This window comes from Desulfovibrio sp. ZJ369, assembly GCF_011039085.1.
GTDB lineage: Bacteria > Desulfobacterota > Desulfovibrionia > Desulfovibrionales > Desulfovibrionaceae > Desulfovibrio.
The window spans coordinates 43,992-66,876 of sequence record NZ_JAAKEI010000002.1 but is presented as its reverse complement, the minus strand read 5'-3'; the positions used below and the strand labels follow the sequence as shown (position 1 = coordinate 66,876).

The 22,885-nt window shown below is 60.9% G+C and carries 17 protein-coding genes; 6 read left to right on the top strand and 11 right to left on the bottom strand.

The features are described 5' to 3' along the window. Positions 1-2: 2 nt before the first annotated feature. The 4 genes from G7Y51_RS00935 to G7Y51_RS00915 all read right to left on the bottom strand — a co-directional run bounded on the left by G7Y51_RS00935 (position 3) and on the right by G7Y51_RS00915 (position 4,874). Entirely contained in the window at positions 3-635 is a 633-nt protein-coding gene (locus G7Y51_RS00935; protein ID WP_165174548.1) for a lactate utilization protein, read from the bottom strand. A gap of 316 nt (positions 636-951) precedes the next feature. Then, entirely contained in the window at positions 952-2,274 is a 1,323-nt protein-coding gene (locus G7Y51_RS00925; protein WP_165174546.1) for a (Fe-S)-binding protein, read from the bottom strand. A gap of 344 nt (positions 2,275-2,618) precedes the next feature. Then, positions 2,619-4,004, bottom strand: coding sequence for an FAD-linked oxidase C-terminal domain-containing protein (locus G7Y51_RS00920; RefSeq protein WP_165174545.1), 1,386 nt, complete (start codon positions 4,002-4,004; stop codon positions 2,619-2,621). A 336-nt stretch (positions 4,005-4,340) separates the two neighbouring features. Then, complete coding sequence (locus tag G7Y51_RS00915) at positions 4,341-4,874, bottom strand: EVE domain-containing protein (RefSeq protein WP_165174544.1); 534 nt, start codon at positions 4,872-4,874, stop codon at positions 4,341-4,343. Between the two features lie 694 nt (positions 4,875-5,568). Here G7Y51_RS00915 and G7Y51_RS00910 point away from each other — a divergent pair. Continuing rightward, entirely contained in the window at positions 5,569-5,769 is a 201-nt protein-coding gene (locus G7Y51_RS00910) for a hypothetical protein (RefSeq protein ID WP_165064904.1), read from the top strand. Between the two features lie 184 nt (positions 5,770-5,953). On the opposite strand, the gene G7Y51_RS00905 is transcribed toward G7Y51_RS00910, so the two are convergent. The 7 genes from G7Y51_RS00905 to G7Y51_RS00875 all read right to left on the bottom strand — a co-directional run bounded on the left by G7Y51_RS00905 (position 5,954) and on the right by G7Y51_RS00875 (position 17,007). Next, positions 5,954-7,555, bottom strand: coding sequence for a DUF6056 family protein (locus G7Y51_RS00905; protein ID WP_165064901.1), 1,602 nt, complete (start codon positions 7,553-7,555; stop codon positions 5,954-5,956). 429 nt (positions 7,556-7,984) lie between these two features. After that, a complete protein-coding gene (locus G7Y51_RS00900) occupies positions 7,985-9,199 on the bottom strand; it encodes a bifunctional 3,4-dihydroxy-2-butanone-4-phosphate synthase/GTP cyclohydrolase II (RefSeq protein WP_165174543.1) in 1,215 nt (404 codons plus the stop codon). An 82-nt stretch (positions 9,200-9,281) separates the two neighbouring features. After that, on the bottom strand, positions 9,282-12,428 hold the full coding sequence (locus tag G7Y51_RS00895; protein WP_165174542.1) for an efflux RND transporter permease subunit: 3,147 nt from the start codon (positions 12,426-12,428) through the stop codon (positions 9,282-9,284). 91 nt (positions 12,429-12,519) lie between these two features. Then, positions 12,520-13,269: a sulfite exporter TauE/SafE family protein gene (locus G7Y51_RS00890; RefSeq protein WP_165174541.1), complete on the bottom strand. Its 750-nt coding sequence runs from the start codon at positions 13,267-13,269 to the stop codon at positions 12,520-12,522. A gap of 256 nt (positions 13,270-13,525) precedes the next feature. After that, entirely contained in the window at positions 13,526-14,749 is a 1,224-nt protein-coding gene (locus tag G7Y51_RS00885) for a CobD/CbiB family cobalamin biosynthesis protein (RefSeq protein ID WP_165174540.1), read from the bottom strand. Continuing rightward, positions 14,746-15,219 (bottom strand): tRNA (cytidine(34)-2'-O)-methyltransferase, encoded by a 474-nt coding sequence (locus G7Y51_RS00880; RefSeq protein WP_165174539.1) that lies wholly within the window; start codon positions 15,217-15,219, stop codon positions 14,746-14,748. The genes G7Y51_RS00885 and G7Y51_RS00880 overlap by 4 nt, the downstream gene beginning before the upstream one ends. A gap of 30 nt (positions 15,220-15,249) precedes the next feature. Further along, positions 15,250-17,007: a hydantoinase/oxoprolinase family protein gene (locus G7Y51_RS00875; protein ID WP_165174538.1), complete on the bottom strand. Its 1,758-nt coding sequence runs from the start codon at positions 17,005-17,007 to the stop codon at positions 15,250-15,252. Between the two features lie 232 nt (positions 17,008-17,239). Here G7Y51_RS00875 and G7Y51_RS00870 point away from each other — a divergent pair, with 232 nt between their 5' ends. The 5 genes from G7Y51_RS00870 to G7Y51_RS00850 all read left to right on the top strand — a co-directional run bounded on the left by G7Y51_RS00870 (position 17,240) and on the right by G7Y51_RS00850 (position 22,265). Continuing rightward, positions 17,240-18,160, top strand: coding sequence for a branched-chain amino acid transaminase (locus tag G7Y51_RS00870; RefSeq protein WP_165174537.1), 921 nt, complete (start codon positions 17,240-17,242; stop codon positions 18,158-18,160). 185 nt (positions 18,161-18,345) lie between these two features. Then, on the top strand, positions 18,346-20,232 hold the full coding sequence (gene dnaX / locus G7Y51_RS00865) for a DNA polymerase III subunit gamma/tau (RefSeq protein ID WP_165174536.1): 1,887 nt from the start codon (positions 18,346-18,348) through the stop codon (positions 20,230-20,232). A gap of 18 nt (positions 20,233-20,250) precedes the next feature. Beyond that, positions 20,251-20,562 (top strand): YbaB/EbfC family nucleoid-associated protein, encoded by a 312-nt coding sequence (locus G7Y51_RS00860; RefSeq protein WP_165064876.1) that lies wholly within the window; start codon positions 20,251-20,253, stop codon positions 20,560-20,562. A gap of 11 nt (positions 20,563-20,573) precedes the next feature. After that, positions 20,574-21,182: a recombination mediator RecR gene (gene recR, locus G7Y51_RS00855; RefSeq protein ID WP_165064873.1), complete on the top strand. Its 609-nt coding sequence runs from the start codon at positions 20,574-20,576 to the stop codon at positions 21,180-21,182. A gap of 270 nt (positions 21,183-21,452) precedes the next feature. Further along, on the top strand, positions 21,453-22,265 hold the full coding sequence (locus tag G7Y51_RS00850) for a ZIP family metal transporter (protein WP_165174535.1): 813 nt from the start codon (positions 21,453-21,455) through the stop codon (positions 22,263-22,265). Positions 22,266-22,885: the final 620 nt, after the last annotated feature.

Sequence of the window (22,885 nt, the reverse complement as noted above, 5' to 3'; positions counted from 1 at the left end):
GCTCAGTCCTCCAGAAGAATGATGTGCAGTTCCAGCGGGCCGTGCACGCCCACGGCAGCCACCCGCTCAATGTCCGCGGTGCGGCTCGGACCGGTGATCAGCGTGGTGTAGGTGGCGGGCGCCTGATTCATACGCTCGCGCAAACGCTGGGCGATGGAAGGCAAATCCGGGTAAATGTCGGACTTGCGCAGCAAAATCACATGGATTTCGGAGATCATCCCGGCCAGGCGCGCGTCCTCGTTGTCGGTGTTCATCAGGCAGGTGCCGCTGCCGGCCACGCCCAGCTCCGCGCGGGAAAGGCCCACGTCGATGCCGGCCAGATGCTTGCGCAGACCGTTACGGATGCAGAGCACGCCTTTTTGGGCGCAGGCCTCGGCAAGCTCCGCGAAATCCGCATCGTCCAGATCCGGGGCGGCCACAATGCGTTTGACGCGCGTGGGCACCTTGTTGGGGCCGAGCGGGCCTTGTTCCGCGTCGGGCTCGTCAGCCAGAAGCTCGGCGGGGGTCTTGCTTTCGCAGACATCCAGCACATACTGCAGGGCCGCCGACATGGACGGCGCTTCCTGCACCACGGCATTGACTGCGGCGGCTTTGGCGGAAAAGGCTTCGACCAGTTCCTGATTGACAGGTGACATAGAAAACTCCTTTTTCGTCAACACATGGGGCGGACGAACCGCAGAAACCGCGCGGAAAGATCCTCCTGCCCGCGCGTGGCATGATACTTCAACTGCGCAAAGGATCCTGCAAGCCGTTCGGCCAGGCTCCCGGAAGAGCGCGGCTCCGACCCGGCGCGCACGCCCTCCTCCTTTGCCTTACTTAGAGCATTTTTTGATTGAAAATATCCATTTTCAATCACTTCGCTGCCATCATTTCGCGTCCAGAACGCGGTCTGGACGCTCATTCGGCGCGGACGCCAGCTAACGCTGTCGCCAGATCGTTTAGCTAATTTCATTAGCTAAACGATCTAATACTTTCCGCATAGATTTCAACAGGATGCTTGACAACTACGGGATCATTGTTGTGTGAAAGCACGTCCTCAAGCTGCATCATGCAGGCCGGGCAACCCGCCGCCGCCACCTGCGCGCCTGTTGCCACCACATTGTCACGCTTGCGTTGCCCGATCTTGCGGGAGTAGTCGTAGTGAAAAAGGTTGAAAGAGCCGCCGCAGCCGCAGCAGCGATCCGCCTCCTCCATTTCGATGAGCTTGTAAGCGGGATTGGCGGCAATCAGCGCGCGCGGCTGCGCGGATACGCCCAGGGATTTTTTGAGATGGCAGGAATCATGGTAGGTGACGGTCATTGCATCAGGCGCGCTGTGCGCAGGCGTCACATGGAGCACGTCCACCAGAAAGGCGTTGATGTCCAGGGTCCTGGCCGCCAGATCCTCGGCCTGCTTTTTCTCCAGGCTGCCCAGGCGCCCGGCGTAGCGCGGCCAGAGTTCCTTGATGGTGGCCGTGCAGGAAGCGCAGGGGCTCAGCAAATAATCAAAATCGCCCTCTTTGAGCACAGCCAGGTTGACGCGCATCTGCCGCAGCATGCCCTCGGCGTCGCCCGAGGAAAGCGCGGGGATGCCGCAACAGGCCAATCCCCTGGGCATGAACACGGCCACCTTGTGATGCCTGAGCACCTTGAGGCAGGCTTCGGACATGCCCGTATACATTTTGTCGCCCAGACAGCCCGGATAAAAAGCGACTTTCAGGCCGCCCCGGCTGCCGTCCTTTCCGGCCGGAAGCCGCGGCTCGTCAAGCGCGCCGTGGATCGCGTGCAGCGGCTTTTTGGCCAGAGGCCGCATATGCCTGTCGCCCAGCATGAAGTTGAGCATGGGCGCGCAGACCGTGCCCTGAGCGTCGCCGGTCTTGCGGAAGATCAGCCCCTGCATGGGCGCGCCCACGCGCATGGCGAAATTGAAAAATCCCGGCTTGGGCAGAACCGTGCGGAAAATCATTTTTTTCATGGGATGCAGGCCAATGAAGGCATTGACCACTTCACGGGCCTCCATGAAGACTTCCATAATCTTCACGCCGGGCGGGCAGGCGGCCTGGCAGGAGCCGCAGAGCAGGCAACGCCCGAGCTTGTCGGCCACGCCCTGTGGATTTTTAATCATTTCATGGGCCAGATTGTTGACCAGCGCCAATTTGCCCCGGGCCACATCGGCCTCCATGCCGCTGGCCCCGAACATGGGGCAGACGGCCTGGCACATGCCGCACCTCATGCAGGCGGTGATCCTGTCGTCCAGCGCCATGAGACGCCGGGCCAGTTCCTGTAATGTATTCATATCTCGCTCCTGTGGCCGACCGGCCCCAGCCCGGCCGGAATTCCCGGAATAAGGATGCGGGCCCTGTCACGCGCCCAAAAAAGCGCACATGCAAAGCACGCGCGAGCGCGCGCTGTGCGCGCCCCGGCGGCGCCGTTCACGAGAAGCCCGGCAGGGAACCAGTTCCGGCGAACGGCTGAAGCTGCCGCCCAGGCTGCAATCTAAAAAAACATGCGCGGGCGGGATTGACTCCCGCGGCAAAAATGCGGTTTTCGCGCTTTTTTGCCTGGCGCGTGCGCGCCGTCCACGGCGCAACGCCGCTTTGCGGCGTATATCGCCAACCTGTCCGTCCTCCCTGACGCGCGTTAAATGCCCACAAGCTTTGTGGCGTTCAGGAGGCCCTTGGGGTCCAGGGCCCGGCGCAGGCGCTGCGAAAACAAAATGGTGCCGCGCGAGGTTTCCTTTTCCATCCACCTGGCCTTGGCCGTGCCGATGCCGTGTTCGCCGGAAAGCGTGCCCTGAAGCTTGATGGCCACGTCAAACATCTCGTCGATGGCCGCCTCCACCCGCTTGAACTCTTCGGCGTCGCGCTTGTCGCAAAGGAAGGTGGGGTGCAGATTGCCGTCCCCGGCATGGCCGAAGGTGCCCACCTCCACCTTGTATTTGGCGGCAATGGCATTGACGGCCTTCATCATGGCCGGGATCTGCGAGCGGGGCACAGTGGCGTCTTCCAGCACGGTGGTGGGACGGCAGCGGGCCAGCACGGGCAAAGCCATGCGCCGGGCCTCCCAGAGCTTGAATTTTTCATCGGCGTCTTTCGGCACATGCACGGCGGTAGCGCCGTTTTCCTTGAGCACCTTTTCCACGGCCGCCGCGTCGTCCGCCACCTGGGCGGGATGCCCGTCCACTTCGATGAGCAGGATGGCCGCGGCCTCGCGCGGCAGACCGGCCCTGGTGAAGTCGTCCACGCGCACAATGGTGTTGTTGTCCAGAAATTCCAGGGTACAGGGCAGCACATGGGCCGCAATGATCCCGGCCACGGCCTCGGCCGCCTTCTGCATGTCGTCAAAGACCGCCATCAGCGCCTTGGAGGCTCTGGGCGAGGGAACCAGCTTCAGCACGGCCTGGGAAATAACGCCCAGCGTGCCTTCGGACTGGATCATCATGCCCGCCAGATTATAGCCGGTGACGCACTTCACGGTGCGCGAGCCGGATTTGACTATTGCGCCGGTGGCGTCGAAAAACTCAATGCCCATGACGTAATCCTTGGTCACGCCGTATTTGAGCCCGCGCAGGCCCCCGGCGTTTTCCGCAATATTGCCGCCAATGGTGGACACGGCCTGAGAACCGGGATCCGGCGGGTAAAAAAGATTCTTTTTGGCCACGGCAGCGGCAAAGTCCGCAGTGACCACGCCCGGCTCCACCACGGCATAGAGGTCATTGGGATTAATTTCCAGGATGCGGTTCAGGCCGTTGGTCAGCACCACCACCGTGTCGCTCTGATCCGGGATGGTCCCTCCCGACAGATTGGTGCCCGCGCCGCGCACGGTCATGGGAATGCCGTTGTCGTAGAGCTTCTTGACGCACTGCCCCAGCTGCTCGGTACTGGTCGGGCGCACAACCAGAGCCGGGACAACAGACGTGAGCACTGCCGAATCATAGGAGTAGCTTTGCAGATCCGCTTCCGAGCTGAAGACGTTTTCCTTGCCGATCAGAGCTTCAAAATCCTTAATCAGGGCCTGGCTTGCCATAGGGGTCTCCTTGCACGCGCGTAGAGATTATGAAAGCGGATGGCGCATTCTCGCGCCGATCCGGAGCATCCCCCATTTGCCCGCATCTGCGGGGTGCTGGGGCCGGGGGCTTTGCGGCAAACCGAGCGGCGCGCCGCGCAATCCGGCTGGCGGCCACCAGAAAAAGCTGTTGCCGCATGACCGAGCAACGATCGTAGTGGGAAGAAATTCTATAGCCTGTTTTGCCTGTTTTGCAAAGCGGAAGTCGCTTAAAAGAGTGGTATCACCATCAGCATAGCTGATTTGTCCCGGACCGGAGTTCTTTTGAAAGGTGACATGCTTTCTCCTGCGCCGCGGCTACAGTTGAGCCCTGGAGCACAGTGCTTTTGAAACGCTCTGGGCTTCTGCCTCGCCGGCCGATGTTGCCGCGTCCGGCAGGCCCGCCAGGGCGCAAATAAACGTAAAGGCCGCGGCCGTAACAGGCTGCACGGAAAGGCGGCTGCCCTTTTTCATCAGCTCCATGCCCGCCAGTTGCGGACATGCCGCCAGTTCCCTGCGGCTCAAGGGCTTTGGCAGAGCGCACAGGGCGCGCACGTCCACCATCTCCCAGATCGGCTTTTCAGGCGAAGCCTTGGGATCGAAATGCCGGTTTTCCGGGTCTTGGGCGGTGTGATCGGCATAGGCAGGCCGCGCCACTTCCACAATGCCCACAATGGCCGGGTGTTTGCCGCTGTGGTAAAAGAAGGCGCGCTCTCCGACACGCATGGCCCGCATGAAATTGCGCGCCTGATAATTGCGCACGCCATCCCAGGAAGTGGTCCGGTCCGGGGAGTTTTCCAGATCCTGCCAGGAAAAGCAGCCGGGTTCGGTTTTAAAAAGCCAATATTGCATGTGCCCTCCCTCCTGAGTTGCTGCGACATACACTCGCAGTTACCTGGTAAGTGGGTCTGAAGTTGGCTTTCGTCAAGACGTTACGAGGAGAAAATGCAGAAGATTCCTGCCGTAGAGCGGTTTGCTGCTGAAAACGGCAACCGCTCTGGCGGCCGCGGGAGCGTTTAGCTAATTTTATTAGAGCAGATTACCTTTGACTTTTTATGAAAGTCAAAGGTGGCATTCAGGCGAAAAACGCGGTTTTCGCCTGAATGTACGCCGCGTTGCGGCGGCTGCCGCTTTCGCGTCAGCAGAGCATTTTCAAAGTAAAAATGCTCTAGCAAAACGCCCTGGGGCGTGTTAGCACTATCCTGCGCATTCTCAACTATTTTAAAGAGTTCAACGAAAATCCCTTCCCCGGCAAAATTACGAGGCAGTGCCCCGAAAAAACAAGGTTTTTTCTGATAAGCGTGAACAGGCCCTAGAGCAGATCACCTTTGACTTTTTCTGAAAGTCAAAGGTGGCATTCAGGCGAAAAACGCGGTTTTCGCCTGAATGTACGCCGCGTTGCGGCGGCTGCCGCTTTCGCGTCAGCAGAGCAATTTCAAAGTGAAATTGCTCTAATGCCGTCAAGCAAGCATGATGGCTGAAGAAGTATAAGCTGCCTTGTTAAGGAGGGATGGATGCTGGTTTAGGTAGGGAAAGGAGAAAAAGAATGTCAATATTTGATAACAAGGAACAACTCAAGGAAATGGAAGAAACTTTGCAATTTCTGATTAACTGGGGTGTGCCGCAAGAAAAGGCAAAGAAAATGATCTTGCGGCACAATTGGTCGCTTTCTTCAAAAGAAGCAAACGAAATTTTTACTGATTCTCCTTTGACGGATGAACGTCTCCATCTAAGTGCGTTTTTGTAGCTGATGAATATATCCCATACAGCATTAACTGCGTCCTTAGGTTGCATAATTTTTTGAGATACTAATTGCGTTGCGGCTGTTGCTAACTGGACAGCTATAACATTATTTCATTGTAATTTGCGTCAGCAATTGTTATCTTCGTTGGTTATATGTTATAAATTGAACAGGCCAGTTAAGTAATAGGCTAATCTTCACGGGACTGCCATACGAAAGCCTTCCATTTATTCTTGTTGCAAACATAGGCTAAATCCTCCAATTTAGCAACCCCTGGAATATGGAGGATAGCTTTTCCTTCACTGGTTACTTTGGTTGAAGCGAGTGCATATCTTGAAGCGACTTCGGATGAAGAAGCTGTCTTTCCAAGAGGGGATATGAAGCGCAAAAGATATTGGATAGCACTTGCCAAGGTTTGTCTCTGTGCTATTGCTGCTATGTACACCTCTCCTTGAGGAAGGTTCTCCAAGTAAACCATGTTGCTAATGACAAGGGCTTTAACTGATGAGCTTCCCTCTACATTCAAAGGTGTAGCTTTGTCCCAAGGTATCATCTGATACCTCCTTAATTCAGGATATGCGTTGATTTCGATAATATCGTATGTTGGAAAGAAGTATTTATCTGTCCTTGGATAATTGAATGATTCCGCTGTTAGTGTGCCATTTTCCATTGCCTCATTTCGTTGGGCTATTGATGGCTGCGCTTTAATGAATGTGTTGGCTTCTATTATTATGCTAAACATGAAAATGCCGCAAAAAGCAGCATAAATTAGTTTTGAGAAAGTACTCTTTGCGTTTGTTGCTACGATAAATGCGAAACAACTACATGCCTGGTAGAAGAATGTCGCTGTCATTGCCCTGTATGGTGTTGATGGGCTGAAAACAAAAGCGGCAAGGCTCGCTTGCGACATGAGGAAAAATGTTAGACCTGGCAGAATACTTGCTATTGTCAGTCTGTGTTGTCTGTGAAGTATCCAGATACAAGCGATGCTGACAAGGACATAAGGTACTATTTCTATCTGCTGCGAACCCCAGAATGTTAGGAATCTTTGGAACGATTCGGCAGAAAAGACTGGAATCTTTTCAATGCCTCCAAGTCGTGTCAGCCGTATTGCGTTGGCTGGGGCTGTCATCATAAGCAGCCAACCGGATAGAGCGCCTGCTATACCTGCCACAGCCCAAAGAGAAATCCTTTTCTGTGTGCGAAAGCGATAAATAGTTACACCTGAAGCGAGGAGGATAGACAGCATCCCTACATTCTCATTGCTCCAGCCAGCTAATATGCCAGCGAAGAAATATAAAAGACCGCCAGAAAATCTGTAGTCTTTCTTGTCAATCCAGAAACGATATGGAATGAGAAATGTGGTTGCAAAGAACAAACTGTACCCATAGTCAGGAGTTGCTGTTCGCCAGAAGAACACTGTTCCGAAAGCTGGTAAAGCGAACCAAGTAAGTCCTGACAAAAGGATTATCTGCCATGACTGTATTTTATCGCGCCAGTTTATGCCAAGAGTTAAAATCACGCCAGAAAAGATACAACCGATGAATATGAGCGGGGAAAGAATGGGATGAAGCCATGAGGGGCCATGCAATAAAACTCTGGCCATGAAATGACCTATGAATTTACCGCTCCATGTAAGATGTTCATGTACTTGTGCTATGAACATTTCTTTTAGGCTTGAACCATCTGCTCCGTAGCCAAAGTCATCAAAAACTAATGGAGTTAAATAGCAAAAGAATGACATTATACAAAATATAAGTAATATAGAAACAAGTATTTTGAACCTATTCATTTTCAATGCTTCTCGCTAATAATAAAGATTTGTGCCCTATGGCTCCCATTTGGCTATTATAGCTCCCATTTTTAGTCAAGTTTTTATGTAGCCTTCAAGGATGAAAGAATATCCTTACTTGGCGCAGGCAATCGGAAATGTCATTGAAATATTTAGAAAAAGTAGAGACATGACGAAATCCGCCTTAGAGCATTTTGCTTTTGAAATTGAATAATTTCAAAAGCAAAATGCTCTAAGGAACAGGCCGCCATGCCCTGTCCAATACCCTGTCAGCAAAAGAACCACTGGCAGAAGCACAAAAAGCACGAACAGGGCGTGCAGGACGCGTAAAAAGGGGCTGGCATCGTGTGCCGTTACACGATGCCAGCGCATGACCAAAAAATCCTTTTTGACTTCCCAACGCCCGCCTGTGCCGTGATTGCTCCACAATCAGCGGCAGCATACGCCGGTGAGCAGATGCGCCATTTTTTCTTTCTTGGTGCGCAGGTATGTCTCGTTTTCCGGGCAGGCTTCGACCTCAATGGGCACGCGCTCCACGATTTCAATGCCGTAGCCCGAAAGGCCCACGATTTTTTTGGGATTGTTGGTCAGCAGGCGGATTTTGTGGATGCCCAAATCCACCAGGATTTGCGCGCCCGTGCCGTAATCGCGCAGATCGTCGGGGAAGCCCAGTTTGCGATTGGCCTCCACCGTGTCATAGCCCTGATCCTGCAGGGCATAGGCGCGGATTTTATTGGCCAGGCCAATGCCGCGCCCCTCCTGGCGCATATAGAGCAGCACGCCGCGCCCCTCCTGCTCGATCTGGCGCAGGGCCGCGCCGAGCTGGCCCCGGCAGTCGCAGCGCAGGGAGCCCAGCGCGTCGCCGGTCAGACACTGGCTGTGCACGCGGGTGAGCACGGGCTCCGGCCCGCCAATGTCCCCCTTGACCAGAGCCAGATGCGTGCCGGGCTCGGTGTCGCTTTCATAGGCATAGACCGTAAAGTCCCCGAACATGCTCGGCAGATGGGCGTGCGCGTCGCAGCGCACCGAAACCTGCCCCCTGCTCAGGCGATAGCGGATCAGATCCTTGACCGCCGCGATCTTAAGGCCGTGCTCGGCGGCGAAGGCTTCCAGATCCGGCATGCGGGCCATGCTGCCGTCGTCGCGCATGATCTCGCAGATCACGGCCGCGGGCTTGAGCCCGGCCAGGCGGGCCAGATCCACGCCGCCTTCGGTCTGCCCGGCGCGGGAAAGCACGCCGCCTGCCCTGGCCTTGAGCGGAAAGACATGCCCGGGCGTGACGATATCCTCTGGCCGCGCCTGATCGGCCACCGCGGCCTGGATCGTGGTGGCGCGGTCAGCCGCGGAAATGCCGGTGGTAATGCCCTCGCGGGCCTCAATGGAAACCGTGAAATTGGTGCCAAAGCGGGAGCCGTTGCGCTGGGTCATCAACGGCAGTCGCAGGCGGTCGACAAGCTCCGGGGCCATGGGCAGGCAGATCAGCCCGCGCCCGTATCTGGCCATGAAATTGACGGCCTCGGGCGTGACGTGCTCGGCGGCCATGGTCAGATCGCCTTCGTTCTCGCGATCCTCATCGTCCACAAGAATAACCATTTTCCCTTGCCGGATGTCGGCAACGGCTTCTTCAACGCTGCACAAAGGCATGACTACGTCCTTTAGTTAGCCTGTCGGCGGTCCAGGGCCTGTCAGGGCATATCGCTAAAGGTAGGGCCGGGGCGGTTTTCTGTCAACACCGGCCAGGCTCCGCATCCGGGCGGCCCTCAGGCGCGGCGCCGCCTGCCTGGAAACGGGAGCCATAGTTGCGATTCAGGCGGCGGGAAAGCTTTTCCATATAAAAATAATAGACCGGCGTGATATACAGGGTCACGATCTGCGAAAAGCACAAGCCGCCCACCACGGCCAGGCCCAGGGGCCGCCGCGCCTCGGCTCCGGCTCCGATGCCGATGGCAATGGGCAGCGCGCCCATCAGCGCGGCCATGGTCGTCATCATAATCGGCCGAAAACGCACCCGGCAGCCCTCGGTGATGGCGGCCAGGGGCGTGACCGAGGGATCGCGGCGCTGGGCCTCCAGGGCGAAATCCAGCATCATGATCGCGTTTTTCTTGACAATGCCCAGCAGCATGATCACGCCCACAAAACCGTAGAGATCCAGCTCCAGGCCGAACAGCCAGAGCGTGACCAGAGCGCCAAAGCCTGCCGAGGGCAGGCCCGAAAGGATGGTCAGGGGATGGATGAAGCTCTCGTACAAAATGCCCAGCACCAGATAAATGACCACAATAGCCAGGATCAAAAGCCAGCCCATGCCCTGCAGGGAGTTTTGAAAAGCCTGGGCAGTGCCCTGGGACTGGGCGCTTACGGAATCGGGCAGCAGCGGCCGGGCCGTGGCTTCCACGGCCGCGACGCCCTGGCTCAGGGCCACGCCGGGCCGCAGATTGTAGGAAATGGTCACGGCCGGGAACTGGCCATTGTGGTTCACGGCAATGGGCCCCACGCCCGGCGAAAGCGTGGCCAGGGCATCCAGGGGCACCAGAGCGCCGTCGCGGGAACGCACATACAGGCGGGAAAGAGCCGAACTGTCCTGCTGGAAGCGTTTCTGCAGTTCCACGAACACCGTATAATCATTGGTGGGCGCGTAAATGGTGGAAATCTCGCGCGAGCCGTACGCCGATTGCAGGGCCAGCTCGATCTGCTGCGGGCTCACGCCCAGGGCCGCGGCGCGGTTGCGGTCGATGCTCACGCGCAGTTCGGGATTCTTGAGTTGCAGATCGCTGTTCACGTCCTGGATCTGCGGCAGCGCGCGCAGGGCGTCCTCCACCTTCTGGGCGCTGTCGTACAGGGCCTCCATGTCCGGCCCGGACAGCGTGTACTGGTACAGCGCCTTGGAAGAGCGCCCGCCGATGTTGATGGCCGGGGGCACGCGCACAAAGACCCGCAGGGCCGGGGAGGCGTTCAGCTCCCGGCGCAGGCGCTGGGCCACGCTTTCAATGCCCGGCCGCTCGTCGTGGGGCTTGAGGTGCATGAGGAGTATGCCGTTGTTCATGCTCTGGCTGGCGCCCACAATGCCCACCACGGAATTGTACATGGCTACATGCGGCTCTTTTTCCAGCAAGGCGTCCAGACTGTGCTGGGCCTGCACCATGCCCTGAAAGGAAACGCCCTGATCGGCTTCGGTGCTGGCCACCAGAAAGCCCATGTCCTCGGAGGGCAGAAAACCCTTGGGCATGGCCATGCCCAGCCAGACGGTCAGCGCCAGAAGGCCCAGCGAGGCCCACAAGGCCGCCGCGCGGCGTCGCAGCACACAGTCCAGGGATTTGGCATAGAGTTGGGCCAGACGGTCGAACATTCGCTCCAGTTTGCCGTACATTCCTTCGTAGCCGGCCTTGTGCTTTTGCCCGGCTTTGAGAAAATAGGCGCAGAGCATGGGCGTGAGCGTGAGCGAAACCACGCCGGAGCAAAGGATGGCCGTGATGATCACCACCGCGAACTCGCGGAAGAGCCGCCCCACGATGCCGCCCATGAACAGCACCGGAATGAACACCGCGGCCAGAGAAATCGTCATGGACACGATGGTGAAGCCGATTTCCGCGGAGCCGTCATGGGCGGCCGTGAGGGGATCCTTGCCCATTTCCTGATGGCGGACGATGTTTTCAAGCATGACGATGGCGTCGTCCACCACAAAGCCCACGGCCAGGGTCAGGGCCATGAGCGAAAGATTGTCCAGGCTGTAGCCCAGCACGGCCATGATCGCGAAGGTGGAGATCACCGACATGGGCAGGGCCAGGCTCGGAATGATCGTGGCGGGCAGGTTGCGCAGAAAGAGAAAGATCACCAGCACCACCAGAAAGACCGTGAGCAGCAGCGTGAACTTCACGTCGGCCACGGACTCGCGGATGGATTCCGAGCTGTCGTAAAAAATATCCACCTTGACCGAGGGCGGCAACTGGCGCTCCAGGGCGGGCAGCAATCGACGGATGGCGTCCACCACCCGCACGGTGTTGGTGCCGGGCTGGCGCTCCACGGCCAGGGTGATGCTGGGCGCGCCGCCGTTGCTCCAGGAGATCTGCTTGTCCTGCTCCACGCTGTCCACAACCGTGCCCAGATCGCGCAGGCGCACGGGCGCGCCGTTGCGGTAGGCCACCACCACGTCGCGGAAGGCCCGCGCGTTTTCAAGCTGGCCCGATGCCTTGATCGAACTGGCCCGGCTCGCGCCTTCCAGGGTTCCTGTGGGCAGTTTGCTGTTGGCGGCCATCACAGCGTCGGCCACCTCATCAATGCCCAGGCCGCGCGAGGCCAGCTCGTCAGGGTCCAGTTGCACGCGCACGGCATATTTTTTCTGACCGTAGATCACCACCTGGGCCACGCCCTCGACCATGGACAATCGCTGGCCGATGAGCGTATCCGCGTATTCGTTGAGGGAATAGAGGGGCAAGGTGGGCGAGGAAACGCGCAGATAGAGAATGGGCATGTCCGCGGGATTGACCTTGCGGAAGCTCGGCGGCGTGGTCATGCTCGCGGGCAGGCGGCGCTGGGCCAGGCCGATGGCCGATTGCACATCCAGGGCCGCGGCGTCGATATCGCGATCCAGGGCGAACTGGATGGTGATCCGCGTGCGCCCGACGGCATTGACCGAAGAAATGGAATCAATGCCCGCAATGGTGAAAAATTCCTTTTCCAGAGGCGTGGCCACGGAGGCGGCCATGGTTTCCGGATCCGCGCCGGGCAGATCGGCCCTGACCTGGATGGTGGGAAAATCCACATTGGGCAATTGGTTGACCGGCAGGTTCACATAACCCGTAACGCCGAAGAAAAGCATGCCCAGCATGATCAGGGCCGTGGCGACCGGACGGCGGATGAAAACAGCGGCGATATTCATAGGGCGCGGGACTGGTTTGAGGCTAGAGCATTTTTTGATTGAAAATATCCATTTTCAATCACTTCGCTGCCATCATTTCGCGTCCAGTATGCTAGCTCGCAAGCTGGCGCACAAGCAAAAAAACGCCCAGCCCGCAGCAGACCAGGCCGATGATCCGGCGCAGGAGCAGCGGCGGAATGCGCCGGGCCGCGGCCACGCCCCACCAGAAGCCGAAAAGCACAACCAGCGTCAGGCCGGGCAAAAGCTCATAATCCAGATATCCGCCCGCCACATTGGCCAGAGAGCCGGAAAAGGTGGCCAGAACCTGAAAGGGCATGGACAGGGCCACGGCCACGAGCGGCGCATAGCCCACAATGATCATCCAGGGCACGGAAAGCACGCCGCCGCCCACGCCGGTCAGCCCGGCAATAAAGCCGATGGCCGCGCCCACGCAAAACAGCCCCGTGCGGCCGTGCCAGAAAGGATACGCGTTCTCGGCCGCGGCAGCGGAAGGGGGCCGGAGCGCGCAGACCCCGGCCAGCACAATCACCACGCCCAAAATGGAGATCAGCGGCCCGGAATCCAGGCGGGCGTTGCACCAGGCGCCGGGCCAGCCCGCCAGGCCGCCGCCCAGCACCAGGGGAATGGCCTCCCGCCAGTTGATCAGACCCAGACGCTGAAACATCCAGGTGCCCACAACGGTGAGAAAAAACATGTTGGCCAGAGACGTGCCCATGGCCGTATGAGTCTCAAGACCGCTGAGCAGGACCAGCAGGGGCGGGATCAGCACGCCGCCCACGCCCGTGGCTCCGCACAGAAAACCCACCACCAGACACGCGGCGTACAATGCGGCCAGAAGCATGTGAACGTCCTTCCAGAGTATATTGCTTTTGAAACGCTACGCTTTTTCAAAGGCTCCTTCGGTCGCTCCGGCTGCATCTGCGCCGTCTTTGGCGGCGCGCCGGATTTCCGGGCGGCGGCTAATGTCAGTCCTCAGTATAACGCCGCCGCACGGAAAAAGACAGCTTTTTGGCGGACGGCGTTGCGCAGACGGCGTTGCGCAGACGGCATTGCAATGAGGGCTGACGCCGGCAGCCTGTAACGGTATGCGTGACAGGCTACGAAAGAGAAAAAAAACAAAGCGCGAGGCATCCCAGCCAGAGAAGCAGGGCCCCACACAGGGCGCTATAGCGCAAGAGCGCGCAGAGCGCCAGCAGCCGCGCCGCATCCCAGGGGGCCGCCTCGCTTTCGGGCGGCCCCAGCCAGGGCTTGGGCGTGAGCGCGCCGAAGTAGACGGAAGGCCCGGCCATGCGCGCCCGGCAAAGCCAGGCGCAGGCTGTCATGGGCCAGCCGGAATTGGGGCTGGGCATGCCCGCGGCCTGCCGCGCAATGACCCCGAAACCCGGCCACAGGCCATCCCAGGGCAAGGCCGCGCCATTGCCTGTCAGAACCTTCTGCACCTGCGAGCGGCATTGCCGCAAAGGGTGAAAGCCCCCAGCCCGCCCCGCCGGAGATTGTACTTCGTCGCGCGGCGGCTGCCCGAACGCGCTTTGAGCACTATTCATCGCCTGATACCGCTTTTTGTCCGCGCCCGGCCTGAACCTTGCCGCCGCGCGCACGAAAAAAAGCCCGCTCCGAAAACAGCGATCCGTGAACCAGAGCGCAACGACAGAGAACCGCGCCGGGACAAAAGCCAGCAGATCGTCCCCGCGCGCCCCGGCCCAGCCCAGCCAGCGCCACTTCTCCGTCATATACCCCCACATGGAATCCGTGGTGCTTACGGCCTTGTAGCACCACAAACCCACGGGCCCGGCCAGCAAAAGCCAGAAAAACGGGGCCAGCAGCGCGTCGGTGAGATTTTCCGAAAGCGTGTCAGCCAGCGTCTTGCGCAACAGCGGGCGATCCATGCGGCTGGTGTCGCGGCTGACCAGCCAGGACACGGCCTCGCGCGCATCGGGCACGGGACGGCTTTCCACCCGGCGCAGCACTTCCCGGCCCGTACCCAGCAGGCTGCCCAGAGCCAGACCGGCCCAGGCCAGGTAGACGGCCAGCAACGGCCCGATCAGCGGCAGGCCGATCAACAGCCAGACCGCAAGGCCGGTGCAACAGACCAGAACAAGCAGCGCGCACAGCCCGGCCAGCCGCCCGCGCCAGGGGCGTCTTTCTGCCCCGCCCCGCTCCATCCAATGCCGCGCCGGGCCTTCCAGGCGGGCCAGAAGGCGACCCGCAAGGCAGACTGGATGCGGCCAGGGCAGTTTGGGATCGCCCAGGCACAGATCCAGCAGCAGCGCCAGCGGCGCGAGCCACCAGCATTCCCAGACGCTGTACAAACCGTAAGTCACGCCCAGGCCTCCAGCAGGCCGCAACGGGCCAGGGCCATGTAGAGCACGATACCCGCGGCTGTGGAAAGATTCAGGCTGCGCACGCCCCCTTCCAGCATGGGAATACGCACCCGATGCGGCGAACGGGCCAGAATGTCCGGCGGCAGGCCGCGCGTCTCAGGGCCGAAAACCAGGCAGTCGGCGCGCTCAAAGGCGAAATGCTGCAGCGGCGCGCACGTTGCGGCCTCTTTGGCTGACGTCAGCACCAGGCGGCCGCCCTGCTGCCCTTGCGCCGCAAAGGCGTCCCAGTCCGGCCAGACGCGCAGCTCCACATTGGGCCAGTAGTCCAGGCCCGCGCGCCTGAGGTAACGGTTTTCCAGCTTGAAGCCCAAAGGCTCAATGAGGTTCAGGCATGTGCCCGTGGCCGCGCAGAGCCGGGCGATATTGCCGGTATTGGGAGGTATTTCCGGCTCAAAAAGAACAATCTGCATGACATTCGTTTCCGTCGGGCAGCCCCGCCTTCAGAGCCTGCCGGCAATGCCCGGCACCACCTGGCAGGCGACCCGGATATCCTTGCTGCCATAACCGCCGTCGTCCAGGGTGGCGAACAGGTCGGCCTCCGTGATTTCCACGGCCGCCTCAGGCACGCCCTCGCCCGCCAGGCGGGCCGTAAGCAGATCCGCGGCGCGCCGCTCGGCCGCATTCAGGGTATAGCCCTTGCCGATGCGCTCTTCCAGATCCAGCGCAGGCGCGCGCAAGACGCCCCTGCCGGTGTCCGCGTAGATCTCAAGGGCCGCGGTGGGCAGGGTCAGGGCCGCGCCCACGGCATTGGCAACCGCCGCATTGGCCGGACTTTCCACCGGCAGACCAAAGGCCGCGGCCAGCCTCCCGCGGATGCAGTCCGCCGGGCCGCCCACCAGCACGAGGCGATCGGGCCGGACTTCCCGCGCGGCCTTGAGCGCGGCCAGGGTATACACCGGCCCCGCATTGACCGTTTCGATCAAATCCCGCGCGGCCAGCCGGATCTGATCCAGCGCGTCGTCCACGGCGCGTCGGGCCAGAACTTCGGGCGCAAGACCGCAGGTGGCGGCCAGTGCCGCCACGCCCGCGCGGGACGCCGCGGCATTGCCCGCCATTGTGCCGCGCAGACCTTCATCCTCCCCGGCAGTGGAGCCGCTTTGCGCATCGTTCACGACATTGAGCGCGTCCAGCAAGGTGGGCCGGTTGCCGCCGAAGGCCAGCGCGGGCCCCTCGCGCAGCGGGCCTGTGCGCACGCGCGCGTCCTGTCCCGCGCCCGCAACGCTGAGCAGCGAATCCCCGCCGACGCCGATGGAGACGGAAGCCAGCGCCCGCACCAGAGTGCGACGGCCTTCAAGCCGCATCCCGTCACGATCGACGACCGGCGAGCCGTGGGCAAAAACAGCCATGTCCGTGGTGGTGCCGCCCATATCCAGCAAAAGAGCGCAGCCTTGCGCAAGGCCCGGACAGAGGGCCATGACGCCCATCACGCTGGCCGCCGGGCCGGAGAGAATCGACTGCACGGGCTCGCGCCGCGAAAGGGAGACGGGCACGGCCCCGCCGTCGGCTTTGAGCAGGCTGACCGACGCGCGCACGCCCGCCCCGGCCAGCGCCGCTTCCACGGCATCCAGAAAATTGTTGTGCAGGCGCTCCACAGCGGCATTGTAATAGGCCGTGGCGATGCGGCGCGGAAAGTTCAGGCGGCCCGAAAGCCTGTGCCCCAGCGTGATCCGCAGTTTCGCGCCCTTCAGGAGCGCGGCGCTCATGGCCTGCTCATGGGCCGGATTGCGGGGGGAAAACTTACCCACGCAGGCCGCGGCGGTCACGCCCTGCTCTTGCCAGCGCGCCGCCTGGCCGGCCAGCCCGGCCGCTTGCAGGGGGCTCACTTCCACGCCCCGATGATCCAGACCGCCGGGCGCCACGCAGACATGCCCGCCCAGGCCGAAGCGGCCCGGATCCAGGCCCGGCCCGGCGGAAAGCGCCAGACCCACGCTGTCGGCGCGGCCCTGCACCAGGGCATTGACGGCCAGCGTCGTGCCCAGGGTCACGCGCCGCACGCCGCCCAACAAGGCCCTGCCGTCGCTGCCGAGGGTCCGGGCCAGCTCCGCCAGCACGTCCCGCACCGAAGCGGGCAAATCCTCATGCCGGGTGGGGACCTTGGCCGCGGCCGCAAGCCGCAGTTGTGTCCCCCGCGTCGTAATCAGCACCGCGTCGGTATGCGTGCCGCCCGCGTCAATGCCCAGGACCGTGCTTTCATTCATGATTTCCGCCTCTCAGCGCTGCTTGTCGTTGCGCAGTTTTGGGTCGTGCCGGGGTCTGGACGCAGACCGCCCGGCCCTTCCCGGCCAGGGCCGTTCTACCCTCTCGGCGGTCGGCTGACAAGGCTTGCCATCTCCGCCGCTTTTCAGTAGTTTTCGGGAATTGCGCCCCCGCGCCCGGCAGCGGCCCGGCGAGGCACGGCGTCCCACACAGCGGTTTTTGCGAGGTTAAGCCATGCAGACAACGAAGTTCATCTGGTTCGACGGGAAAATGGTTCCCTGGGAAGAAGCCCAGGTTCATGTTCTCACGCATGCCTTGCACTACGGCAGCGCCATTTTTGAAGGCATCCGGGCCTATGCCTGCGCCGACGGGACCTCCGCGGTCTTCCGCCTGGAGGATCATTGCAAGCGCATGCTCAATTCCGCCAAAATTCTGCGCATGGACCTCCCTTACAACGCCGAAGAACTCGCCAGGGCCTGCATTGAAACCCTGGAAGCCAACAAGCTGCCCGAAGGCTATATCCGCCCGCTCTCCTTTGTGGGGCGGGGCGAAATGGGCGTCTACCCCGGCAGCAACGCCGTGCAGACGATCATCGCGGTCTGGCCGTGGGGAGCCTATCTGGGCGCCGAGGCCCTGGAAAAAGGCATCCGGGTCAAAACAAGCTCCTTTGCGCGCAGCCATGTGAACACCAGCATGTCCAAAGCCAAGGCTTCCGGCAATTACATCAACTCCATTCTGGCCAAGATCGAAGCCAGGGAAGATGGCTACGACGAGGCCGTGATGCTGGATACCAACGGCTTTGTTTCCGAAGCCACGGGCGAAAATATTTTCATCGTGCGCGACGGGCTGATCAAGACAACCCCCTGGACTTCCATTCTCGGCGGCATTACGCGCCAGTCGGTGATGACCGTGGCCCGCGACCTGGGCTATGCGGTGGAAGAGCAGCAGTTTACCCGCGACGAGTTCTACATTGCGGATGAGGCCTTCTTTACCGGCACGGCGGCCGAGCTTACGCCCATCCGCGAGCTGGATCACCGCCAGATAGGTCAAGGGCACGCGGGCCCGGTGACCAAACATTTACAGGCGGAATTTTTTAAAGCCGTGAAAGGCGAGAATCCCAAGTATGCCGGCTGGCTGCATCATTACACTGTATAGCGCGCAACAAACCTTTCCCGGCCTTCAGGCGCGACGGGGCGCTGCAACGTTTCAACGTCCACGGGAAGAACGAACCCTTGCGGATCAGGCCAGCGCATGGCCCACGGCCGCACCGCAAGGCACGTTTCCCCTGACGGATCGCGAAAGCACAGCGCCCGGCCGCGCCTGAGCGGCGGCAGCTCCTCATGAAGCATCTGTCTCTCGCAACGCGTTACCGCCCCCAGACCTTCGCCCAGGTGGCCGGGCAGGACATGGTCAAGGCCGTGCTCTCCCGCGCCGCGGCCGAAGATCGCCCGGCGGCCGCCTATCTTTTAAGCGGCACGCGCGGCGTGGGCAAGACCACCATTGCCCGCATTTTCGCCAAGGCTCTCAACTGCGAGCACGCGCCCGGCCCCGAACCCTGCAACGAGTGCGCCCAATGCCGCAAGATCACCCAGGGCGGCCATGTGGACGTGACCGAAATCGACGGCGCGTCCAACAACAGCGTTGAAGACGCCCGTTCCCTGCGCGAGACCATCGGTTACGCGCCCATGGAAGGCCGTTACAAAATCTTCATTATCGACGAAGCCCACATGCTCACCCGCAACGCCTTCAACGCCCTGCTCAAGACGTTGGAAGAGCCGCCGGAGCGCGTGGTTTTCATCTTCGCCACCACCGAGGCCCACAAATTCCCGGTGACCATCGTCAGCCGCTGCCAGCACTTTGTTTTCCGGCATCTGAGCGAAGAGGCGCTCCTGGCCCATTTGACCGCGGTGCTGCAGAAAGAAGGCATACCTTTTGAGGAGAGCGCGCTGCGCCTCATCGCCCGCCGCGCGGCGGGCAGCGTGCGCGACGGCATGTCCCTGCTGGATCAGGCGCTGGCTCTGGGCGGCGAAAGCCTGACCGCGGCCATGACCCGCGAAGTTCTCGGCCTGGCAGGCCGGGAAGTGTTCAGCCGCCTGTTTGACGCCCTGCTTGAGCGGGATTGCGGGGCTGTGGCCGGGCTGTGCCGCGAGATTCTCCGGCAGGGCATTGACATCGGTTTTTTCACGCGCGAGCTGGCCGGGAATCTGCGCAACCTTTTTCTGCTGCGCCAGGGCGGCAAAGCCATGCTGCAAAGTCTGCAACTGCCCGCGGATGAGGCCGCGCTCTGGCAGGAGCTGGCCCCGCGCTTTTCCGCCGGGCATCTGCACGCGGCCTGGCAGATGACGCTGGATGCCCAGCGCGGCATTGTGCAAAGCCCGGAACCGGCGGCCGCGCTTGAGCTGCTGCTGCTCAATCTGGCCCTCCTGCCGCAACTGCTGCCCCTGGATTGCCTGCCGGACCGCCAGGCGGACCGCGGCCCGGCAAGGGCTGAGGCGTCCGGCTCCAGTGCCGTTCCCGGAGCTTCGCCCCCACCGGGGTCGGAAAACGCCCCCGCGGCCGCGCCTCCGCCGCAAAGCCGTGGGCCTGCCGCTTCCGCTGTGCCGCCCATGCCGCCGGAAGAAGCTCCCGCAGGGCCAAAGCCCGGAGCTGAGGCCGCTCCGCGATCCCGGCCGGAGCCTCCTTCTGAATCCGGCCCGGATTCCGGACTGAAACAAGCTGCGCCCTCTCCCCTCCGGCCGGAAAAAGCCGGGGAAGAAACGCAGGCCATGCCGCGCGCAACTGCGGCTGATGCGCCGCCGGAGCAGCGCCCGGCTCCGGCAGCCGGACATGCGGAAGAACATTTCCCCACGCCGCCTGGCGTCGCGGCTCCCGGTTTTCAGCCGGACTGGCAGGCCTTTTGCGAATTTTGCGCGGCCGAGCAGGCGGCCGGGCGGCCCGCGCCTGCACAGCATCTGCTGCGCGCCGCGCGCGCGGACTGGCAGGGGGAGCGTCTGCGCCTGACGCCCAGGGCGGAAACCCTGCTGCACCAACTGGAGAAACAACGCGGCGCGCTGGAAGCGGCGCTCCGGGCCTACGGCCTGCGGGAGCCGCAACTGGAGCTGCTCGCCCCGCGTCCGACGCGCAGCGAGCCAGAGCTCATTGCGGAGTTCAGCAAAAAACCCGAGCTGCAACCCTGCCTGGAAGTGCTCAAGGCTTCCATTGAGCATTGCACTGAAATCAAATCTTAAGCTTTCAAGGAGCAAACCATGCGTAATATGAACGACATCCTGCGCCAGGCACAGGTCATGCAAGGCAAACTGTCCAAACTGCAACAGGAGATGGCCGAGCGCTCTTACGAGGCGGCCAGCGGCGGCGGCATGGTCAAGGCCGAGGTTTCCGGCAGGCAGGAGCTGCGCAAGCTGATTATCGATCCCAAAGCGCTGGAAGGCGGCGACGTGGAAATGCTTCAGGATCTTATCCTGGCCGCTGTCAACGAGGCCGGGCGCATTGCCCGCGAGACCCTGGAGCGCGAGATGAACGCTATTTCCGGGGGCATCAAACTGCCCGGCGTATTCTAAGAGACCCGATCATGCACAGCCGGATTCCCGAACCTCTCAAGGCCCTGGTGGAGCAGCTCGCCCGGCTGCCGGGCCTGGGGCCCAAGTCGGCCATGCGCGTGGCCATGACCCTGCTGAAGTGGCCGGAGGCCGAAACCCGACGCCTGGGCCGGGGCATTCATGATTTGCGCGACAATCTGCATCTCTGCTCGCGCTGTGGCGGCCTTTCGTCCACTGACCCTTGCGCGATCTGCGCCGACGCCGGGCGGAGCCGCGACGTGCTTTGCCTGGTCACGGAGTGGGACAGTATGCTGACCCTGGATGAAGGCGGCTTTTACCGCGGCCAATATATGATTCTGGGCGGCCTGCTGGCGCCCCTGGAGCGGACGGATTCCCAAAGCCTGGATCTGGACAGGCTCGTGAACCGTCTGGCCGAAGGCGAGGTGCGGGAACTGATCCTGGCGCTCGGCGCCACCCTGGAAGCGGAAAACACCGCCTCCTTCATCCGGCGGCTGGTGCGCAAGCGCTTCCCGCAGATCCGGCTGTCCCGCCTGGCCCAGGGCATTCCTTTGGGCGCGGAGATCAAATACATGGACAGGGAGACCCTGCGCCAGTCCCTGCAATATCGACAGGACTTGTAAAAACGTGCCTGGAAACCTGATCTGTTTCGCTCTGTATGCGGCAGCCCTGTGACTGACGATCAATGAGCTGACAGACCGCTGCAAAAAGACTATAGTATCACTGCAACCGGAGTTTGCAAGGCACGCCGAAAGCAGGGCATGCACTGCGGGCTTCCGTGCATGTCTTGTCCACAAGCACGCGTCGGGCCGACTTGCGCGCACCGGCGCGGCAGAAGCACAGAACCTGCGGCGCGGCCAAAACCTGCGCGACAGCAAGAGCATCCGTCGTGTATGGAACTTTTTTCACAGCCCGTATTCCAGGCCCTGGTGGCCGGCCTGCTTTCCTGGCTTTCCGTAAGCCTGGGCGCGGCGATTATTTTTACCCGGCGTCAGTTTTCTCGCCGGGCCATGGACTGTCTGCTGGGCGCGGCCGGGGGCATGATGCTGGCTGCGGCTTTTTTCGGCCTGCTGCAACCCGCGCTTGAACTTTCCGCGCATCTGGGGCGCTGGTCCTTTGCGCCCATTATTCCGGGCCTGCTGCTGGGCGCGGCTTTTCTCTGGGGCCTGGACCGCGTGCTGCCGCACATCCACATGCTCCAGGACACCACGGAGGGCCTTTCGACCAGCTGGCGGCGCAGCATCCTTCTGGTCACGGCCATGGCTCTGCATCATATTCCCGAAGGCCTGGCCATCGGCGTGGGATACGGCGCGGCCGCGGCCGAAAGCCTGAACGTGGGCTCCGAAAGCCTCGGCCTGACAACGGCTCTGGTGCTGACCTTTTCCATCATGCTGCAAAATGTGCCGGAAGGGCTGGTCGTTTCCACGGCCATGCGCGCCGAAGGCTACTCAGCCCGCAAATCCTGTTTTTACGGCGTGCTTTCCGGCGTCACGGCCCCTTTGGGCGCGGTGCCCGGCGCGCTGGCAGCCGGAATCGCGGCCGGACTTCTGCCGGTGGCCCTGTCTTTTGCCGCCGGAGCCATGATCTATGTGGTTGTGGAAGAAGTCATCCCTGAAGCCAATGTCTCAGGCAACGGGAATCTGGCGACTGTCTCCTGTATTTTCGGCATCTGTCTGGTGCTCGCGCTTTCCTCTCTGGTTAAGTAGAGCATATTGCTTTTGAAACGCTCGCTCCGGCGCGTAACGGCGAAAGTACATTTCGCCTGCGCCTCTCTCTGCTGTCGTCATCCGTAAGGCGGCACAGCCGCCAACGGCTGACGCCCGCGGCGTCGCGCACACTGCGGCGTCAGCGCAGGGCAGCCTTGCCGTGGTCCGAAGCCGCCAACACGCCTGCTCCTCAGCAGGCTGATATTGTTGTCGACTTTTCAACAATTCCCTAGTATACTACTCAGGAAGAGGCGCATATATGCCGCCGGGAACCGCTGCGCGGGCACTGTCTCCTGTCATGCGCAACGCTTTTCTCAGATATATAGAAACATATTACTCATATAGATTTTTACGTTTTTTCTTCAAAAATCCTATTGAGAGCTGCCCGGAGCCTGCGGCTTTCGGTATCGCAAGGCAACAATTTGCATCGTGCATATTCTGGAGCAGAGTAACTTTGAGATTATACAATCGCAAAGTTTTGAAACCGCCTGCTCCCGCAACCGTCAGAGCAATTTCAGGAGGGATTCACCTTTGCGATGGTTTTCTTAAAAAAGTCATGTTAATTTTACATGGTTGAGAAAGAAGTTTCACCGTAAAAGTGAATCCTTCAATTTCAAAAT

Bases quoted from the DNA above. Each gene is read 5' to 3' on its own strand.
- G7Y51_RS00935 (WP_165174548.1), bottom strand. From the start codon at position 635: ATGTCACCTGTCAATCAGGAACTGGTCGAAGCCTTTTCCGCCAAAGCC.
- G7Y51_RS00925 (WP_165174546.1), bottom strand. From the start codon at position 2,274: ATGAATACATTACAGGAACTGGCCCGGCGTCTCATGGCGCTGGACGAC.
- G7Y51_RS00920 (WP_165174545.1), bottom strand. From the start codon at position 4,004: ATGGCAAGCCAGGCCCTGATTAAGGATTTTGAAGCTCTGATCGGCAAG.
- G7Y51_RS00915 (WP_165174544.1), bottom strand. From the start codon at position 4,874: ATGCAATATTGGCTTTTTAAAACCGAACCCGGCTGCTTTTCCTGGCAG.
- G7Y51_RS00910 (WP_165064904.1), top strand. From the start codon at position 5,569: ATGTCAATATTTGATAACAAGGAACAACTCAAGGAAATGGAAGAAACT.
- G7Y51_RS00905 (WP_165064901.1), bottom strand. From the start codon at position 7,555: ATGAATAGGTTCAAAATACTTGTTTCTATATTACTTATATTTTGTATA.
- G7Y51_RS00900 (WP_165174543.1), bottom strand. From the start codon at position 9,199: ATGCCTTTGTGCAGCGTTGAAGAAGCCGTTGCCGACATCCGGCAAGGG.
- G7Y51_RS00895 (WP_165174542.1), bottom strand. From the start codon at position 12,428: ATGAATATCGCCGCTGTTTTCATCCGCCGTCCGGTCGCCACGGCCCTG.
- G7Y51_RS00890 (WP_165174541.1), bottom strand. From the start codon at position 13,269: ATGCTTCTGGCCGCATTGTACGCCGCGTGTCTGGTGGTGGGTTTTCTG.
- G7Y51_RS00880 (WP_165174539.1), bottom strand. From the start codon at position 15,219: ATGCAGATTGTTCTTTTTGAGCCGGAAATACCTCCCAATACCGGCAAT.
- G7Y51_RS00875 (WP_165174538.1), bottom strand. From the start codon at position 17,007: ATGAATGAAAGCACGGTCCTGGGCATTGACGCGGGCGGCACGCATACC.
- G7Y51_RS00870 (WP_165174537.1), top strand. From the start codon at position 17,240: ATGCAGACAACGAAGTTCATCTGGTTCGACGGGAAAATGGTTCCCTGG.
- dnaX (WP_165174536.1), top strand. From the start codon at position 18,346: ATGAAGCATCTGTCTCTCGCAACGCGTTACCGCCCCCAGACCTTCGCC.
- G7Y51_RS00860 (WP_165064876.1), top strand. From the start codon at position 20,251: ATGCGTAATATGAACGACATCCTGCGCCAGGCACAGGTCATGCAAGGC.
- recR (WP_165064873.1), top strand. From the start codon at position 20,574: ATGCACAGCCGGATTCCCGAACCTCTCAAGGCCCTGGTGGAGCAGCTC.
- G7Y51_RS00850 (WP_165174535.1), top strand. From the start codon at position 21,453: ATGGAACTTTTTTCACAGCCCGTATTCCAGGCCCTGGTGGCCGGCCTG.